The organism is Legionella sp. km772, assembly GCF_003989735.1.
GTDB lineage: Bacteria > Pseudomonadota > Gammaproteobacteria > Legionellales > Legionellaceae > Legionella.
In genome coordinates this window covers 1-16748 of sequence record NZ_RZGQ01000022.1, presented here as the reverse complement: position 1 = coordinate 16748, position 16748 = coordinate 1, and the positions used below count along the sequence as shown (strand labels likewise).

The following is a 16748-nucleotide window of genomic DNA, read 5'->3' as shown; positions in this document are numbered from 1 at the left end:
TATGCGCTAAAGACAAAAGATTTAGAAAGAACTAAGCTTAACTATACCCTTATTACTCTAAGATATTGATTTCATTCAATGCGAAGAGCACAATATATTCTTTTTATTATAAACCATAATAAAGGACTAGCATGCATTCTCTCTATCCAGCAATCAAACCTTATGCACAATATGAACTAAAAGTAGACGACATTCATACTTTATACGTTGAAGAAACAGGAAACCCTGAGGGCATCCCGGTTATTGTATTACATGAGGGGCCTGGAGCTGGAAGCGATGCTTACTCTCGGCGTTTTTTTGATCCTCAGCGCTATCGTATTGTGATGTTTGATCAAAGAGGATGTGGACGCTCTACCCCTCATCTTGAAATAAAAAATAATAATACTAATTTATTGTTAGATGATATTGATGCTATTCGTGAATCTCTTAATTTAACTGAGTTCGCTCTATTTGGCGGCGGTTGGGGTTCTCTGCTCGCACTTTTATATGCCCAAAAATATCCTCATCATGTTAAAGCCTTATTGCTGCATCAAATATTTTTAGGAAGACCGAGTGATATTGATTGGTTTTATAAGCAAGGAGCTAGTTTAGTTTATCCTGATTATTGGGTTGAATTTAGTCATTTTGCACCTGAAGACAAACGCGATAATATTCCTCAATATTATACAGAGTGTTTACAAGGCAGTAATGAATTAGCGCGCATGAGCGCCGCTAAATCATGGGCTTTATGGCAGGCACGTTGCAGTAGTCTACAACCCCATCTTTATGTGATTGATCAATATAGTGATCCTCATTTTGCTTTAGCACTAGCCACCTTAGAATCCTACTATATTAATAATCGTTATTTCATTGAAGATAATCAGGTCATGAACAATGTTCATAAAATTCGCCATATTCCCACCTATATCGTTCATGGCCGATTTGATTTAGTCACCCCCTTAGCGAGCGCCTGGGAATTACACCAAGCAATTCCTGCCTCCAATTTAAGAATTGTGCGGGATGCTGGACATTCTGATAGAGAATCAGGAATTATAGATGCGCTTATCTATGCTACTAAAGAATTTTCAAAACAAGGGTTAGATGCATGTTAGTTGTAGTGCAAAGAGTTAAAGAAGCGTGGGTTAATGTAGGAAGTGAAACCGTAGGCTCTATTGGGCAAGGATTAATGATCCTTTGCGGATTTGAGCCTAATGATACTGAGCAGAATATCATCCGCATGCTCGACAAATGCCTTAATTACCGTATTTTTGGTGATGAGCAAGGTAAAATGAATCTGAGTATAAAGGATATTGAGGGGGCTTTATTATTAGTTCCCCAATTTACCTTAATGGCAGACACACAAAAAGGTTTACGACCTAGTTTTTCTAATGGAGCTCCGCCCGAACTGGGGAGAACTCTTTTCGAAATGCTAGTAAATAAAGCTAAAGAAAAATATCCTCTGGTGCAACAGGGGATATTTGGTGCAGATATGCAAGTTCATTTGTGTAATGATGGACCGGTTACTTTTTTGATGCAATTTTAAGAGTGTTTGCAAGAAAGCTAAACTGGTGTACCATGATTTTTAATATTTCTAAAAATAATAAAAAAATTATGCGCGTCATTGCTCTTACTAGTATTGCCACCACAATCGGTTTAACTGGTTGTGTTCACCAAGGTACTAACCCTGCCGATCCTTACGAGTATTATAATCGTAAAGTACATTCCTTTAATATGGTTGCGGATAAAGCGGTCCTAAAACCCGCTGCCCTTATATATAAGTCGGTTCTACCTGGTTTTGTGCGTAAAGGAATTAATAATGCCTTTAACAACTTAGACATGGTGCCCAGTGTTGCTAACGATATTTTACAAGCCCAGGGTAAATGGGCTATTAAAGATACCTGGCGTTTTGCGATTAACTCTACCCTTGGTATTGGCGGTTTATTTGACGTTGCCGATAAAATGGGCCTACCTGCGCATTATAATGATCTTGGTTTAACCTTTGCTAAATGGGGTGATAAAAATTCGCCTTATTTTGAAATCCCTCTTCTAGGACCCAGTACTATCCGTGATGGTGCGGGCATGTTCTTCCAATTCGCGCTATGGACACCTTATGTATACATCAATGAGGATGCAGTAGCTTACGGCCTAGCAGCCCTGCGCTATGTTGATTTACGCACGCAATTATTGGATTCTGAACGCATTATGGATCAAGCCCTCGATCAATATGCCTTTATGCGTGATGCTTATTTACAGCATAGAAACTATCAAATTTCTGGTAGTAATCAAAATGATGGTGGTTTATACGTGGATGAAGCAGGTGATAACAATGCCGGTGCCTCCACAACGGCGACCAATAGTTTAGACGCTCCAAGCGATTATGTGGATGAATGATAGGCTTAAGTAGGTATTCTGCCCTATCCGCCTTTGAATAAGCGCTATAGCGAGTGTCTTTGCAAATGAAGGGAAGTTTTGGATGCTCGCCAAGGGCCGCAAAAACTAGATAGAAATCAAGCCTTGAGTTGGCGGGCTTGTTAGCCCGTGGCTTCTTTTATAAGGATTTTATTTTCGCTCAACCTGAATGCGTTCTAAACAACGCAAATAATCGCCAGTAATATCAATTGCCGTTTCAGCCATAATTTCTTTAGCACAAGTGGGACTCGTAACATTGATTTCAGTAAGGTAATCACCAATAACATCTATTCCCACAAAGTAAAGACCTTTCGCTCTTAAAGCTGGGGCTATTTGCTGGCAAATCCAGCGATCACGTTCCGTAATCGGTACAACCAGCCCCTTTGCTCCGGCAGCTAAATTACCCCGTAACTCCCCTTTTTGTGGAATTCTAGCCAAGGCATAAGGTACTGGCTCCCCGTTAATTAATAAAACTCGCTTGTCGCCTTTTTCTACAATGGCGGGGATATATCGTTGGGCCATGATATTTACGGTTTGATTTTTGGTAAGCATTTCTAAAATAACCGATAGATTCCGACCATCTTCATTAACATGAAAAATAGAACTCCCACCCATGCCCTCTAGGGGTTTAAAAATTACATTTTGCTGTGTTTTCCAAAACTCTTTCAAACGGGCAATATCTTTGCTGACTAAAGTTAAAGGTCCACATTGGGGGAAATTTAAAGCAAAAAATTTTTCATTAGCATCGCGTAAGCTCTGGGGTTTATTGGCTACTAAAACTCCCGCTTGCTCAGCTAACTCTAAAGCGTAGGTCGCATAGATATACTCTAGATCAAAAGGAGGGTCTTTACGCATTAAAATAATATCAAACTCAGTCAAAGCCTGCTCACCCAAATCCTTCGTTTTAACCCAATTAGGGCTATGGATATCAGTTATTTCTATTTCGTGGACATGCGCAAAGGCCTGCCCATCGAAACAATATAAATCTCTGGGCGTGAAATAAACACAAGACCAACCTAAGGCATAAGCACTTTGGATCATGGCAATGGTGGTGTCTTTATACGGCTTCAAAGACTCAAGGGGATCCATTAATACAGCCAGTTTCATTATTCGCCTCCAATTGCCTCAATTTCTTTCGCAGCGGCCAGGGCTGCTAAACGGGCAATAACGCCATAAGAATAAAAACGATTTGGGCAGTCAACAACTGCTAACTCACTACAAGGATTGTTACAGGCTTGAGCAAAGGCTAAAGGCTCAAAATGCATTCCTGGCGCATTAAGGTTTTCATCAATTCCTCGTCCTTGATGGACACGATAAAAGCCCCCAACTACAAATTGGCCAATCATATACACTACCGGCTCAGCGACCGAGCCATCGGGCATGGTTTCAAAGGTATAAACTCCCTCTTGGATAATAATTCGCTCGACTTTTTGGCTGCCTTTACTGCTGGACATTTTGGTACGTTGCTTACGATTAAGTTGTCGTAGTTCATCACCGTTGTATACGGTCATAACACTCATTCCATAGGTACCATTATCTGCTTTAACTACTACGAAAGGTTTTTCTTTAATCTCATAAGTTGCGTATTTATCACTGGTAAGAGCTAATATTTTATCCACTTCTTCTGCTAAGGTATCCAACCCCTCTTGCGCCATAAAATCAACCCCATCTATAGCAGAAAAGTAAGGATTGATAAGCCAAGAATCAATGCCAACTAACTCAGCAAACTCTTTAGCTACTTGATCAAAATACTGAAAATGATCCGACTTTAGACGAGAGGTCCAGCCTAACTTTGCAGTTGGGCGAATTCTTTGCTCAATGCCTTCTAAAATTTCCGGAACTCCTGACGATAGATCATTATTTAGCATCAGAAAGCATGGAGTGAAGTCTTTTAGTCCTACTTTATTCCCGACCCGTTGGAGAGGCTCAATCACTAAGGTATTCCCGTTGGTAACGGTTAATTCCATGGGTTCCTTAAGTGCTGGATCCAGGCTGCCAATCCGCACGATAAACCCTGCTTTCACTAAAATGGTATGTAGGACATGCAAACTTTCTAAATAAAATTTATTCCGAGTGTGACTTTCGGGAAGAATTAAGATTTTGGTGCAATCATGAATGTATTCAATTAAAGCAGACTGAGCAGCCTGCACACACAAAGGAAGAAATTCTGGATTTAAATTATTAAAACCTGCTGGAAATAAATTAGTATCTACCGGAGCTAATTTAAAACCTGCATGGCGTAAATCAACTGATGAAGTTAGAGGAGCTGGTGTTTCTTGCCATTTTTGTCGAAACCACGCTTCAATTTTTGCTACTTGATTTAAAATAACTTGTTCAATATGACCTAATGGACCGGAATGAGCAGTAGTTAGATGTGGTACGGGAATTTCATGAGCATTCATCTGTTGTCCTTAATACAGAATCCCTTTGAGAGTGGGATAATTAAGAGAATCAAATGATGTTACCAGGATAATCATAAAATGAAAGTATTTCTCTTCACTAGCTTAACAAATTTAGCGCCCTATCCTCTTGTATTTTTTAAATAATCCTTCGTACAATGAGAAACACCTTTATTTCTTACAAGTATTTATGTCTTCCCCATGGGTTACCCTAAGAGCTGTTTTATTGCTTGTTATATTAGGCTTCATTTGGGGTTCAGGTTATTCTCTCGCAAAGTTTGCCATGACCAATGGAGTACCTCCTTTAGGTTATAGTTTTTGGCAAGCCTTAGGCCCTGCTTTAATCTTATCCATCCTCTCTTTATTCACTGAGAAGAGAGCCCTATTAAAACCACAATACTGGGGCTATTTTTTTATCTGCGGTTTGATAGGTATTGCCATCCCCAATACTAATATGTACTTTATAGCCAGCCATATACCAGCTGGTTTATTAGCAGTGTTAGTGAATACTGTTCCTTTAGTAGTCTATCCCTTAGCTCTTTTTTTTCGCCAAGAAAAAGCCGATTTTTTGCGTTTTTTAGCCTTAGTTATCGGAATGATAGGTATTATTCTTATTATTGGTATGCCAAACAATGCAATATACTCTAATTGGGTAGTGCTAACCCTTATTAGTCCCTTAAGCTTTGCTTTATGTTCCATTTATATAGGCAGAATCAAGGCGCCAAAACTCAATGTATTAGAAGCAGCAAGCGGAATGTTAATCGCCGCATCCTTGTTGTTAACCCCCTTAGTAATCCAACAACAAGCCTTTTATCCTCTTGATTTTCCCTTTACTCTTCCTAAACAAGTTATTGTTTTGGAAATTATTCTATCCAGTATTGGTTATTTATTGTTTTTTCTGCTTGTCCGCCATGCTGGACCCGTTTTTTATAGCTTGACCGGCGGAGTAGTTGCTCTGACGGGTATGTTATGGGGCTATCTCATTTTTTCTGAAAATCCTTCCATGATTCAAGGTTTAGCGAGCTTATTAATCCTTTTTGCACTTTCTCTGCTATCATGGCGCCAATCAAAACAAAATATAGGATAGAATTCATGTTAAATGAATTGGTAAAGCAATTTGGTAATCAAATTGAAAGTTTTCTCTACTTAATGATGCTTATTAATGGTTTATTACATTTGGTTTTTGCCGCAGCAGTTGCACGTGATACCGGCAATTTAAATCGCTTAGGACAAAAACCGGTTTTAGTTTCAGGAGCAACTTGGGCTTTTGCTACTTTGATAGGAGGAGTGTTTGTTGCTGCCATTTACTGGATTTTACATTATTCTACTCTAACTAGACCTACTTTAAGAGATTACAAAGCATGAATGAACAAATAAAAACAATTAACGCCCACGAATTAAAAAATAGAATGGATAACAACCCTCAGTTATGCCTCATTGATGTAAGAGAACTAGAGGAATGGCAAGAAATCCGCATACCAGGGGCCTTACATCTACCTAAAGATGAGATTGCGCTGCAAATTGAATCTTATGTCACCGATAAAACCCAGCCCATTTATTTACATTGTCGAGGTGGCGTTCGTTCACTTTATGCTGCCCAATGTTTATTAGATATAGGCTATAAAGAAGTCTATTCTATCGATGGGGGGATTATGGAATGGGCGATGTTTGGCTATCCCGTGGAATCTTAAAATAGGAAAGGCTCTGAGCTTTAAAGGTTGGGCGTGGCCCAATCTACGGTGCGGGTTGGATTACACCCCGACCAATAGAAGGATGAACTCAAATGAGCTTGCCACCGTTGAATTTTAAGCCCATTATTTGTAGCAACTGTCTTGAATTTTTATTCAAGACAGTTTGCTACATTTGAGCGCAAGCCTCTCTTCATATTTTAGAAGTTGCGCTCGCCTCTTTAGATTCTTCCACGACCGTAGGTGCCGAAGGTTTAGGTTGACTAAACCAACTCCAGATACCACCGGAAGAAACTGGGCGAAGTGATTCTTTATGTAATTTTTCGGCTTGTTTACGCAAAGCACGCTCTAGACTAGTTACCTGCTCACTTAAATCATCAATATCATGTTTAATATTATATTGATGGACGGAAGCAAAGGCCTGTAAGGCTTCATCTAAATAGCCTTTCTCAGCCTTGCCTTCTTTATAGATATTTAAAGATAAAAATTCTTTTAAAACCGTATACATGTCTTTAACATCAGTATCATTCGGTGTGTTGTCATTATCAATTTTAAGTGAGGTCCGTAAGGATTTATAAAAATTACTCCCTTCAGGCGATACCAGGAAACTAGGTGTCAGGCTTGATAAATAACCTTCGTCATAACTTTTTTCAATCTTGGTATAAACGTAATAAACAGCGGCATTTAAAATTCTTGCTCTTTTTTGGGTGGCAGGTACCGAAGATGCGTCCATCGCTTCAGTAAGTGCCGCAACCTTCCATAAAAACTCGGCCTGGGTTCTACGCTCATCGGGCAATAATACAAGTGCTGCGGTTAATTTGTCAGGATCTACAGTGCGAGATGGGTGATGGTGCTTAATTAATGAGATAATGCTTTCTTTGATGCTTTGCTTAAGCTTATCATGGGCTACTAACTGAAAACTCATATTTTCTTCTCCTTAAACTCCATTAAAAGGAACAGTGAATCTATTCACTGAAACTCAGTGTAAACTAATTATTTCTTTTCGTCATGCTTTTTCTTTTTACTGACTAAGTAATTTTCAAGCTTTTGATTTTTAATAATTTACTTGCTCTGAAATTAAGAAAATAAGTCAGCAAAATTACCTCATTTAAAACAATTTGCATACTTATTCTTTAAGGAAGCTATTGAATTTAACCTAGGTTTTGAGGTAGTTTAGCCTTCAAAATTTATCATTGGTGCAGCTCATGAAAAGCAAATTAATTTTTTCCACTTTGTTTTTATCAACTTGCCTTTGTTATGCAAGCTCCCAAGCACCTAAACTGGTAGTACAAATTGTGGTGGATCAATTACGTGGCGATCTTATCCATCAGCATCAAACTCAATTTGGTGAGCATGGCTTCAATTATCTACTCAGTCATGGCCTAGATTTTCACAATGCCCACCACCCCCATGCTAATACCACAACTTGCGCAGGACATGCCACGATTGCAACGGGAAGCTACCCTGCTATGCATGGTATAGTTGATAATGATTGGTACGACCGAAAAACTAATAGGCTTATCTATTGCATGGAAGATCTTAGTGCTCTACCTTTAACCAACGATTCTTCTAGCAAAAAAACACAAGGCCGTTCACCGCGAAACTTAAAAGCATCAACCATTAGTGATGAAATTATTTTGTCCCATAAGGGAAAAGCCTTTGCAGTTTCATTAAAAGATAGATCAGCGATTGCTCTGGCAGGTCATGCTGGTAAAGCGTTTTGGTTTGATAAAACCAATGGTGGATTTACTACGACTACTTATTATTATTCCGCTTATCCTCAGTGGGTTTCCAATTGGAATAATCACTATAAACCCCAAAATTTTACCTGGGATCTAAGTAAAGCAAGAGAAAGTTATCTAAATGCTAATACGCCCGTTTTCCCACAAAAAATTAAGGAATTTGGGCAAAGCTTTCCCCACCTAATAGCTAACGCGCCGTCCGAACAGTATTTTAAATTTTTATCTAAAACTCCCAAGGCCGATCAATTAACTGCTGATTTCGCTGAGCAATTATTAGTGTCAGAAAAACTAGGTAAAACAGAAAATCAAACCGATTATCTAGGTATTAGCTTCTCGGCAGTAGATGCTATTGGCCACCAATTTGGCCCTAATAGTCTTGAGGCTGAAGACAATTTATTGATGCTCGATAAAACCATCGCCCATCTTTTACAAAGTATTGATAAACAAGTAGGCCTGGATAAGGTCTTAATTGTATTAACAGCTGATCATGGCGTTAGTGATAGTCCTTCTTATTTGAAAGAGCACCATATTGCGGAAATCAAGCCTTTAAATGTAGGCGAAGCAAGTCAAAAAGTGATTAGTTTCCTTAATGAACGCTACCAACTACCCAAAGAAACGTTAATGTATATCTCACCTCCTTATGTTTATCTAAACCACCAAATTATTACACAACATCGACTAAACGTGAGCAGCATCAGCCAGAGTGTAGCTGAATTATTAAACCATCAAGCTGGTGTCTTTAAAGCTTATCCCCTACCGCTCATTAATATCGAACGAGATTGGCTCACTGCCAAAGTAGATCGCATGGCCTATCCTTACCGTGCCGGGGATGTGTATTTAGTACAACCACCCTATCAGTCAAGAGGGGCTCATAATGAGGATCGAGTAACGCATGGCAGTCCTTGGCAATACGATAGCTATGTTCCTTTATTGTTTGTTAATGGAAAATTTAAAGCACAAAGAATTGCGCGTCCTGTGTTTACGACCGACATAGCTCCGACTTTGGCTGCCTTATTGGTGATTAAATCACCATCTGCCGCAGTTGGTGAGCCCTTAGCCGAAGTATTAACAGCTAGTGGTCATTCTTAATTTGTCGAAGGATTTATAAGCTTGGCATTGAATTTGACCCAAAAAACCCTTACCATTTGCACAAAATTTTTTATAATACCATTATGAGCAAACAAGCAATTATTATAGGGATTTCTGGACCCTCTGCCTCCGGAAAAAGTCTTTTAGCTAATACTATTGTCAACGAACTAGGCTCGGAACAAGTCGTTGTTATCTCTGAAGATGCTTATTATAAAGATAATGGGCATCTACCGTTTGCAGAACGGGAAAAAATTAATTATGACCATCCTGAGTCTTTTGATCATGCCTTATTATGTGATCACTTGCGCCAATTAAGAAACGGTAAATCGGTAGAAATTCCGATTTATTCCCATTCTAAACATTTACGCTTACCAGAAACCCGTACCGTTGGACAACATGCTATTATTGTCCTGGAAGGCATTTTGTTATTTACAGATAAAGCCTTACGTGAGCTTATGGATATAAGAATTTTTATGTCAACACCGTTGGATGTTTGTCTTATCCGTAGACTCAAAAGAGACGTGGTTGAACGCCATAGAACTTTTGAATCAGTGGTTCATCAATATGAAACGACTGTACGTCCCATGTATTTACAATTTATTGAACCCTCTAGTAAATACGCCGATCTTATCGTCCCCCGTGGCGGTGAAAACCGAATTGCAATTGAAATGATTCAAGCAAAAATGCGTGAATTACTCGCTGTGCATACAACTAAAGACAAACTGTAAGGAGATTCAAGTGGGATTTTTAGCTGGAAAAAAAGCATTAATTATTGGTCTAGCAAGTAATCGCTCTATTGCTTACGGTATTGCTAAAGCCATGCATGCACAAGGTGCTGAATTAGCATTTACCTATCAAAATGAAAAATTACAGTCTCGTGTTGAAACCATGGCTGCTGAGTTTAACTCCAACTTAACTTTTCCTTGTGATGTGGCACATGATGCAGATATAACTAACCTATTCTCTAATTTAAAACAACATTGGGATAAGCTTGATGTTTTAGTTCACTCTGTAGCATATGCTCCCGCTGATCAAATTAGTGGCGATTTTGTTAGTGCTGCAACTCGTGAAGGCTTCAAAATAGCCCATGATATTAGTGCATACAGTTTAGTGGGTCTTGCCCAAGCTGCTTTACCCATGATGGAAGGCACTGAAGGCTCGATTGTTACTTTAAGCTATTATGGCGCAGAAAAGGCCGTACCCAATTATAATGTGATGGGAATTGCCAAAGCGAGTTTAGAAGCAGCAGTACGCTATTTGGCTGCAAGCTTAGGTCCGAGAGGCTTACGGGTTAATGCCATTTCCGCAGGCCCCATTAAAACCTTAGCCGCCGCAGGTATTAAAGATTTTCGTAAAATTCAAACCGCCTATGCCCAAGCGACCCCTCTGCAAAGAAACGTCACTGCAGATGAAGTGGGACAGACGGCTGCTTTTCTGTGCTCTAATTTAGCATCAGGGATCACGGGCGAAGTAATTCATGTGGATGCGGGGTATCATGCCGTATCGGGCTCAATCGAAGCTTAAGGATTCATCAAGACATTTCTTTTAAGCAGAAAGACCCCTGCCTTTGCTATTATTACGTTAAAGCCTTCTAGGTTCCGCGGCTTATGGCCGCGGAACCTAGAAAAACTATCCTTTCAGGTCCATTCACTCAATAGTCACCGCCATGCTAAAACAAAGCGGCCATTTACTACGGTCTGTTAGCATTTTACCTGACACCTACGTGCCTCGGCTTGTCCGCGGCATCTAGGAGGTCTACATCATAGGCAGGTTGTTCATATAAATAGTGCCACTTTGAATTTAATCGCTCAATTCAATTTATTTCCAGTGTCTTGGCTAATTTTTGCAAGCTTTTCACGACGAGTTTTTAGGGGCTGTTGGCATTTCACCTGTCGCCTAAGTGCCGCGGCTTGTCCGCGGCATCCAGTAGATGATCAAATTTAAAGCTTTATGACCTTATTCATTGATTAATGAGAGCAAAGTCGTAATATAACGTTTCTGTTTATCTTATGTTTATATTCTTGCAAGTTACTGTAATGGAGCTCTTACGTCGGTTCTACCTGAGATATCATCATAAGGACTTGGGAGCACAAGAATAAAATCATTCCTGGCTTCACCGCAAAAATATAAGGCACACATACTAGCCTATTACGAGGTGCATGAATTGAATGTCGAAGCAACCCATCGCGAAATATTGACCAAGACGATGGAAATAATTAGAAATTAAATTTAAATTGGCACGGCTTATATGAAGAAATTGGCCAATCATTTAGACCTGTTGGATGCCGCGGACAAGCCCGCGGCGTAGGGGGTAGGTGAAGTCAACAGCCCCTTAAAACTAAGCGATATTTTTTAAACCAGAAACGGGTCTAACCCAAGGATTTAGCTTCGCTAAAGAGGCCGGTAAATTATTCGCTTTCTTTACTGCTTCTGCACGTGTATTAAATTCGCCCATAGTTAGAATATACCAGCTGCCCTTTTGGTTGCTAAAATGTCTAATCCTAGTCGCAGCGTAAATTCTATTATTACGCTTAAACCGGTCAAGATCACTTTTTCGATGGCTAGCAATTAACTGGATAGTAAAGCCAGAAGAGCGAGCCACTTGATTAACTGCAGATTTTTTTACTACACGTTGTACAGGACGAGCGACTGCAAGAGTGGCTTGTTTTTGCTTCTCATGTGCAACAGTCGCAAGGGATGTTCGAACTGCGTCTTTAGCAATCTCCTTTCCTATTTCCTGTTTACGGACGGTAGGAATCACTATGACCTTATCCACCAAAGCCACTGTATTGCTATTGAGCTCCTCCTCAGACAAATCAAGAATTTGTTTTTTAGGTAGAGCATTTTCTACTAATTGAATTACAGCAGATTCACGAAAACTCGGTATATAACTGACTAGTTGTATCTCAGGAATTACCACTGCAGCAACAGTTTCATTGACTGCCTGGCTGATGGGAGGAAGACTAGTATTTAGGGTAATGGCCTCAGTGTGTTGAGGATTAGATAACTTAGGAATATAGAGGTAAGAGATACCCGCAACCAAAGCAAGCCCAGCAGCCATAGCTACACGTTTAACTAGTTGTGAAGAATTATTTTCTGGCGCCGTTGTGCATTTAAAGATGAAGGATTCCAGATTATTGTTAATCTTAGCAATATTCCCTTTAGTTTGCTGATAGAATTGTTTAAATTGAGATTCAGTCAATGGTTTATTTATTAAACGTGCTGTCATAGCGCGTTGTAAAACATAGGTTCTGGTTTCGTTTTCATTTAAAGAACCAAGTTCAATCGTATGGACTAAGTTGCTAAATTCGTCGGCTGCTAAATTATTAAGCGTAGCCACAACAGAATAGTCAGACACCATACAAAGATGAAAAAAGCCAAAATCATCTTGATTTCTAATAGCAATTAAGAAATCTCTAATTAAATCTTCGGGTAAATGCTGGGCATCATCAATAACTAATAAAACATGGGCCTTACGATCATTGATCTGCGCAACTATAGAGTTTACATTAGTATTAGCATCAAGGTTAAGATGCAATTGAGCTGCGATGTCCCCTAAAATATCTCCGCGGTCACAAGGTACTTGAGCATTAATAAAAACCGGCTTAATTTGTTGATCTAAATTATTTAATAACAAGGCGCTAAACGACGTTTTTCCGCCTGCTTTTTCCGATAAAACGGTTATTAATACATTATTGAACAGTACCAAATGATTAATAAAATCGATTTTGGTAAGCCACGTCCCGGGTTTAAATAATGATCTGACGCGATTGGCAGTTCCTAAATCCACGTGAATCTGTCCGTCCTTCATTTTTCTTATTCTCCTTCTACCGAAGCAACCAGTGCTTTGAATACATAATGTTCCGTTATTTGATCATTTAGATAACAATTACCAGGTTTACGAATGACTACAAATCGCAAACAACCATTCTTAATTTTCTTATCTAAATTCATGAGTTGTATTAACTCCTTAAGATCGACATCTTTAGGAATTTTATGAGGTAAACCCGCCCATTTTAGCATTTGTTCTATGCATTCCACCACTGAAGAATCTATTAAACCCAACTCGAAGGATAAAATAGTCGCGCAATAAAGGCCAATAGCCACAGCCTCACCATGTAGCCACTGTTTATAGTGAGTGTAAGTTTCCAAAGCATGCGCAAAGGTATGGCCTAGATTAAGTAAGGCGCGTATTCCATGCTCCTGCTCGTCAGACTCCACAAAACGAGCTTTAATTTGACAACATTGGCTGATAAGGTAAGGAAGTTCAGGACTTGCCTTAGTTAATCCACGTTCTAATAAAGTCTGGACTTCATCATAAAAGGCACCTCCTTCCAATACGGCATATTTAATGACCTCGCCTAAACCAGCACGAAACTCACGTTCAGGTAGGGTTTTTAAGGTCTCCACATCAATAATTACTGCTTGCGGCTGATAAAAACTACCAATTAAATTTTTGCCTAAAGGGTGATTTATCGCTGTTTTTCCCCCTACTGAGGCATCTACCTGAGCCAGTAAAGTAGTAGGAATTTGTATGAATCCAACACCTCGTTGATAAGTTGCGGCTGCGAATCCCGTAATATCACCAATCACACCGCCGCCTAAAGCGAGTACAGTAGTGTCACGATGATGTTTTTTTTGGATTAATTCATTATAAATAGAAAATAAATTTTCTTGATTTTTATGTTCTTCTCCATCAGGAAGGATTACGACATCACACTGTTTTTCTTTGAGGGCATTTTTTAGCGCATCAAGATAAAAAGGAGCGACCGTCTGATTGCTAACAATTAGAACTTGCTTTGATGGAATTATTGAATGCCAAAATTCTGAATTTGTCAGTGCATTAGAACAAATCCTAATGGAATATTGGCATTCAGCTAGGGAAACATTTACTAGCGTATAAGTTTTAAACTTCGCCATAAATGTATTTTATTATATTATTAGCCACTGCTTTTACTGTTAATTTGTCAGTTTCAAAACTCACATCCGCCAATTCATCGTAAAATGGCTCTCTTTCATCTCGTAAAGATTCAAGTCTTCCTTCAAGATCATCAGTTTGTAGTAAAGGGCGTTTTGTATCCCGTTTAGTACGCTCAAACTGTTGCTGTAAAGAAGTTTTTAAATAAATAACTGTTCCTCTTCCAGCGAGGGCATTTCTATTTTCGGGCGTTATGATAACCCCTCCCCCCGTGGCTAAAACAATATTGGTTTTTTGAGTCAATTCATCGATAACTTTTTGTTCTCTGCGACGAAAACCTTCCTCACCTTCGATATCAAAAATCCATGATATATCAGCACCTGCACGCTCTTCTATGACTTCATCAGAATCATAGAATTCTAACTTGAGCTCTTTTGCCAAAGCACGTCCTATAGTACTTTTTCCAGCACCCATTGGCCCAATTAGAAAAATATTTCGTACTTTAACTATGCTCATCTTTTCTTACATACCTCATTTGACTAATTAGTATAATAATGAACCAGAATATTATAACAAAAAATTACACACCTGTCTCAGTTGAGACTCGATATTTAATCACACAGCTTAATTAAACAGATGAGTACTCTAGTACTTATAACGTTATCTAATTTTTTGCTCAATCTAGCGTAGAACTTAGTCCAAACTGATTTAAAAATAATCTTCAACCTATATTCTACAACGGATTTTCTTTTAAAACACCTAAAATTGATCGTTAAAGAGCTCTTTATCTGTAAATTTTACTTATAGACATCCTTTTCTCTTCCTTCAATGGCAGTAATTGACAAGGAATTAGTAATTATTTTGGGAGTAATGAAAATTAGTAATTCTTCGTCATTTAAAGTAATTTTCTTGTTTCCAAATAAGGGACCCACAACAGGTAGGCTGCCAAGAAAAGGAATTCGTCTAATTGCTTTGTTTTTATCTTGTTTATAAATACCTCCTAAAACAATAGTTTGGCCATTATTGACCAGTACATTCGTCTGGATTTCTTTAGTAATAATCGCAGGAACCCCATTAAAACGCTCAGCAGATGGGGTATCTTGATTAATTTGTAAATCCATTAAAATTTTACTGTCAGGAGTAATTTGGGGGGTAACTTTTAAACTTAACACAGCTTTTTTAAAGGCTACAGCAGTCGCACCGCTTGATGTAGCCTCTTGGTAGGGAATTTCTTGACCCGATTCAATTACAGCTGCTTGTTGATTAGTAGTTATTAATCGGGGACTTGAAATGAGCTCGGCTCGTCCTTCACTTTCTAGGGCTGAGAGCTCTAAGTCTAATAAAATATTATCGCCCAATTTAGCTAAGGCAATACCCACAGAAGCTGGTGTTCCTACTGCGGGTGCTGCTGCTAGATCCAGGTTTAAACGTTGAGCAACAGGGATGGTTGCTGGGTTAGCAAGCCCTGCTGGCAATTGTAATTGGTTGGCACCGGCTAAGGTACCACTAAGATGGGTCGGTTTAGAAACGCCCCAACGAATGCCTAAATCTTCGGAGAAATCTTTAGTAACATCCACTATACGAGCTTCAATTAATACTTGTTTAACTGGAATGTCCAGTTGTTTGAGTAAATCCCTTACTTCTTCTATTTTAGTGCCCGTATCTTGAATCCATAAGGTATTCGTACGCGCATCAACACTTATTTTTCCTCTTTCGGATAATAATGAATTTTGTTTGTCTTTAATAAGTACTGCAATATCCGCTGCTTTTGCATAGTTGATTTGAATAAGATCTGAGCGTATAGGTTCCAGCTTTTGAATGATCTGTTGGCTTTTTAATTGCGCTTCTTCGATCTTATCTAGAGACTCTTTCGTATCAATTAACATGACATTACCCGTTTTTCTTTTATCTAGGTTTTGCGTTGTTAAAATAATATCTAAAGCCTGATCCCAAGGAATATCATTTAACCTGAGGGTAATATTGCCTGACACATTGTTGCTGACGATAATATTAATGCCGGTAAAATCGGCCAATAATTGGAGCACTGCCCTAATTTCTATGTTTTGAAAATTTAAAGTGATTCTTTTCCCTGTAAAGACTTGTTTTTTAAGTTTTTGTTGTTGTATTTCCTCTTCCGTTAGCGGGAAAACATCCAGCATAAATTGTTTATTGACCTGATAAACAAAATGTCCATAATCGCCTTTATTCACCACAACCATACGCACACTTTTAGGTTCTTGCTGCAGAGTAATTTCTTGTACGGGGCTATGAAAATCAGAAACATCAAAATGTTTCATTAAACTAGGCGGAATCTTAGTATTTAGAAAATTGACAATCAATTCTTTACCATTTTGGGTTACATCGATGGGAATGCTAGAGTCCGATACATCAATCAAGATGCGTCTTAGCTAGGTCCGGGGATCTGGAACAAAATTCAGGAAAAATAAGAGCTATTCCCGGTTTGTTAGTTCATTCACCTTACTCTCAGAATGGCTTATCCACAAGTCCATAGGCCAGGAGAGCT

15 protein-coding genes and 1 pseudogene are annotated in these 16748 nt (G+C 38.9%); 9 read left to right on the top strand and 7 right to left on the bottom strand.

Features of this window, described 5'->3' with window-relative positions; genetic code table 11:
- Positions 1-131: 131 nt before the first annotated feature.
- From pip to ELY15_RS04400, 3 genes are all read left to right on the top strand, one after another.
- The gene (gene pip / locus ELY15_RS04410) at positions 132-1091 is read left to right on the top strand and encodes a prolyl aminopeptidase (RefSeq protein ID WP_127098443.1); all 960 of its coding nucleotides are present in this window, start codon (positions 132-134) and stop codon (positions 1089-1091) included.
- Positions 1085-1522 carry a D-aminoacyl-tRNA deacylase gene (dtd, locus tag ELY15_RS04405; protein WP_127098442.1) on the top strand — a complete coding sequence of 146 codons (438 nt, stop codon included), beginning with the start codon at positions 1085-1087 and terminating at the stop codon, positions 1520-1522. Before pip ends, dtd begins: the two co-directional genes overlap by 7 nt.
- A gap of 68 nt (positions 1523-1590) precedes the next feature.
- Complete coding sequence (locus ELY15_RS04400) at positions 1591-2370, top strand: VacJ family lipoprotein (RefSeq protein ID WP_127098453.1); 780 nt, start codon at positions 1591-1593, stop codon at positions 2368-2370.
- Positions 2371-2538: 168 nt separating this feature from the next.
- Here the strand turns inward: ELY15_RS04400 and gshB are convergent, their stop codons facing one another.
- On the bottom strand, positions 2539-3495 hold the full coding sequence (gshB, locus tag ELY15_RS04395; protein ID WP_127098441.1) for a glutathione synthase: 957 nt from the start codon (positions 3493-3495) through the stop codon (positions 2539-2541).
- The gene (gene gshA / locus ELY15_RS04390; RefSeq protein WP_127098440.1) at positions 3495-4790 is read right to left on the bottom strand and encodes a glutamate--cysteine ligase; all 1296 of its coding nucleotides are present in this window, start codon (positions 4788-4790) and stop codon (positions 3495-3497) included. The genes gshB and gshA overlap by 1 nt, the downstream gene beginning before the upstream one ends.
- Before the next feature lie 187 nt (positions 4791-4977).
- Here gshA and ELY15_RS04385 point away from each other — a divergent pair, with 187 nt between their 5' ends.
- Genes ELY15_RS04385 through ELY15_RS04375 form a run of 3 tightly spaced genes read left to right on the top strand, consistent with a single transcriptional unit; the run spans position 4978 to position 6478 of the window.
- Positions 4978-5874: a DMT family transporter gene (locus tag ELY15_RS04385; protein WP_127098439.1), complete on the top strand. Its 897-nt coding sequence runs from the start codon at positions 4978-4980 to the stop codon at positions 5872-5874.
- A 5-nt stretch (positions 5875-5879) separates the two neighbouring features.
- Complete coding sequence (locus ELY15_RS04380; RefSeq protein WP_127098438.1) at positions 5880-6152, top strand: hypothetical protein; 273 nt, start codon at positions 5880-5882, stop codon at positions 6150-6152.
- On the top strand, positions 6149-6478 hold the full coding sequence (locus tag ELY15_RS04375; protein ID WP_127098437.1) for a rhodanese-like domain-containing protein: 330 nt from the start codon (positions 6149-6151) through the stop codon (positions 6476-6478). The genes ELY15_RS04380 and ELY15_RS04375 overlap by 4 nt, the downstream gene beginning before the upstream one ends.
- A gap of 190 nt (positions 6479-6668) precedes the next feature.
- Here ELY15_RS04375 and ELY15_RS04370 read toward each other — a convergent pair whose 3' ends face one another.
- Entirely contained in the window at positions 6669-7400 is a 732-nt protein-coding gene (locus ELY15_RS04370; RefSeq protein WP_127098436.1) for a hypothetical protein, read from the bottom strand.
- 280 nt (positions 7401-7680) lie between these two features.
- Between ELY15_RS04370 and ELY15_RS04365 the strand changes: the two genes are divergently transcribed.
- The 3 genes from ELY15_RS04365 (at position 7681) to ELY15_RS04355 (ending at position 10830) form a co-directional block, all read left to right on the top strand.
- A complete protein-coding gene (locus ELY15_RS04365) occupies positions 7681-9306 on the top strand; it encodes an alkaline phosphatase family protein (RefSeq protein ID WP_127098435.1) in 1626 nt (541 codons plus the stop codon).
- Positions 9307-9389: 83 nt separating this feature from the next.
- A complete protein-coding gene (udk, locus tag ELY15_RS04360) occupies positions 9390-10034 on the top strand; it encodes a uridine kinase (protein ID WP_127098434.1) in 645 nt (214 codons plus the stop codon).
- 10 nt (positions 10035-10044) lie between these two features.
- Complete coding sequence (locus ELY15_RS04355) at positions 10045-10830, top strand: enoyl-ACP reductase (RefSeq protein ID WP_127098433.1); 786 nt, start codon at positions 10045-10047, stop codon at positions 10828-10830.
- Between the two features lie 814 nt (positions 10831-11644).
- On the opposite strand, the gene ELY15_RS04345 is transcribed toward ELY15_RS04355, so the two are convergent.
- The 4 genes and pseudogenes from ELY15_RS04345 to ELY15_RS04330 form a co-directional block, all read right to left on the bottom strand.
- Positions 11645-13117, bottom strand: coding sequence for an AAA family ATPase (locus ELY15_RS04345; RefSeq protein WP_127098432.1), 1473 nt, complete (start codon positions 13115-13117; stop codon positions 11645-11647).
- A 5-nt stretch (positions 13118-13122) separates the two neighbouring features.
- Positions 13123-14226 (bottom strand): 3-dehydroquinate synthase, encoded by a 1104-nt coding sequence (aroB, locus tag ELY15_RS04340; protein WP_127098431.1) that lies wholly within the window; start codon positions 14224-14226, stop codon positions 13123-13125.
- Positions 14213-14740 carry a shikimate kinase AroK gene (gene aroK, locus ELY15_RS04335; protein WP_127098430.1) on the bottom strand — a complete coding sequence of 176 codons (528 nt, stop codon included), beginning with the start codon at positions 14738-14740 and terminating at the stop codon, positions 14213-14215. The genes aroB and aroK overlap by 14 nt, the downstream gene beginning before the upstream one ends.
- Before the next feature lie 281 nt (positions 14741-15021).
- A pseudogene (locus tag ELY15_RS04330) lies at positions 15022-16626 on the bottom strand (type IV pilus secretin PilQ); the annotation flags it as partial.
- Positions 16627-16748 lie beyond the last annotated feature (122 nt).

Excerpts from the sequence above, each read along its gene's own strand:
- ELY15_RS04370 (WP_127098436.1), bottom strand. The coding sequence starts at position 7,400 with ATGAGTTTTCAGTTAGTAGCCCATGATAAGCTTAAGCAAAGCATCAAA.
- aroB (WP_127098431.1), bottom strand. The coding sequence starts at position 14,226 with ATGGCGAAGTTTAAAACTTATACGCTAGTAAATGTTTCCCTAGCTGAA.
- pip (WP_127098443.1), top strand. The coding sequence starts at position 132 with ATGCATTCTCTCTATCCAGCAATCAAACCTTATGCACAATATGAACTA.
- ELY15_RS04365 (WP_127098435.1), top strand. The coding sequence starts at position 7,681 with ATGAAAAGCAAATTAATTTTTTCCACTTTGTTTTTATCAACTTGCCTT.
- ELY15_RS04400 (WP_127098453.1), top strand. The coding sequence starts at position 1,591 with ATGCGCGTCATTGCTCTTACTAGTATTGCCACCACAATCGGTTTAACT.
- ELY15_RS04385 (WP_127098439.1), top strand. The coding sequence starts at position 4,978 with ATGTCTTCCCCATGGGTTACCCTAAGAGCTGTTTTATTGCTTGTTATA.
- ELY15_RS04380 (WP_127098438.1), top strand. The coding sequence starts at position 5,880 with ATGTTAAATGAATTGGTAAAGCAATTTGGTAATCAAATTGAAAGTTTT.
- ELY15_RS04345 (WP_127098432.1), bottom strand. The coding sequence starts at position 13,117 with ATGAAGGACGGACAGATTCACGTGGATTTAGGAACTGCCAATCGCGTC.
- gshB (WP_127098441.1), bottom strand. The coding sequence starts at position 3,495 with ATGAAACTGGCTGTATTAATGGATCCCCTTGAGTCTTTGAAGCCGTAT.
- dtd (WP_127098442.1), top strand. The coding sequence starts at position 1,085 with ATGTTAGTTGTAGTGCAAAGAGTTAAAGAAGCGTGGGTTAATGTAGGA.
- gshA (WP_127098440.1), bottom strand. The coding sequence starts at position 4,790 with ATGAATGCTCATGAAATTCCCGTACCACATCTAACTACTGCTCATTCC.
- ELY15_RS04375 (WP_127098437.1), top strand. The coding sequence starts at position 6,149 with ATGAATGAACAAATAAAAACAATTAACGCCCACGAATTAAAAAATAGA.
- udk (WP_127098434.1), top strand. The coding sequence starts at position 9,390 with ATGAGCAAACAAGCAATTATTATAGGGATTTCTGGACCCTCTGCCTCC.
- aroK (WP_127098430.1), bottom strand. The coding sequence starts at position 14,740 with ATGAGCATAGTTAAAGTACGAAATATTTTTCTAATTGGGCCAATGGGT.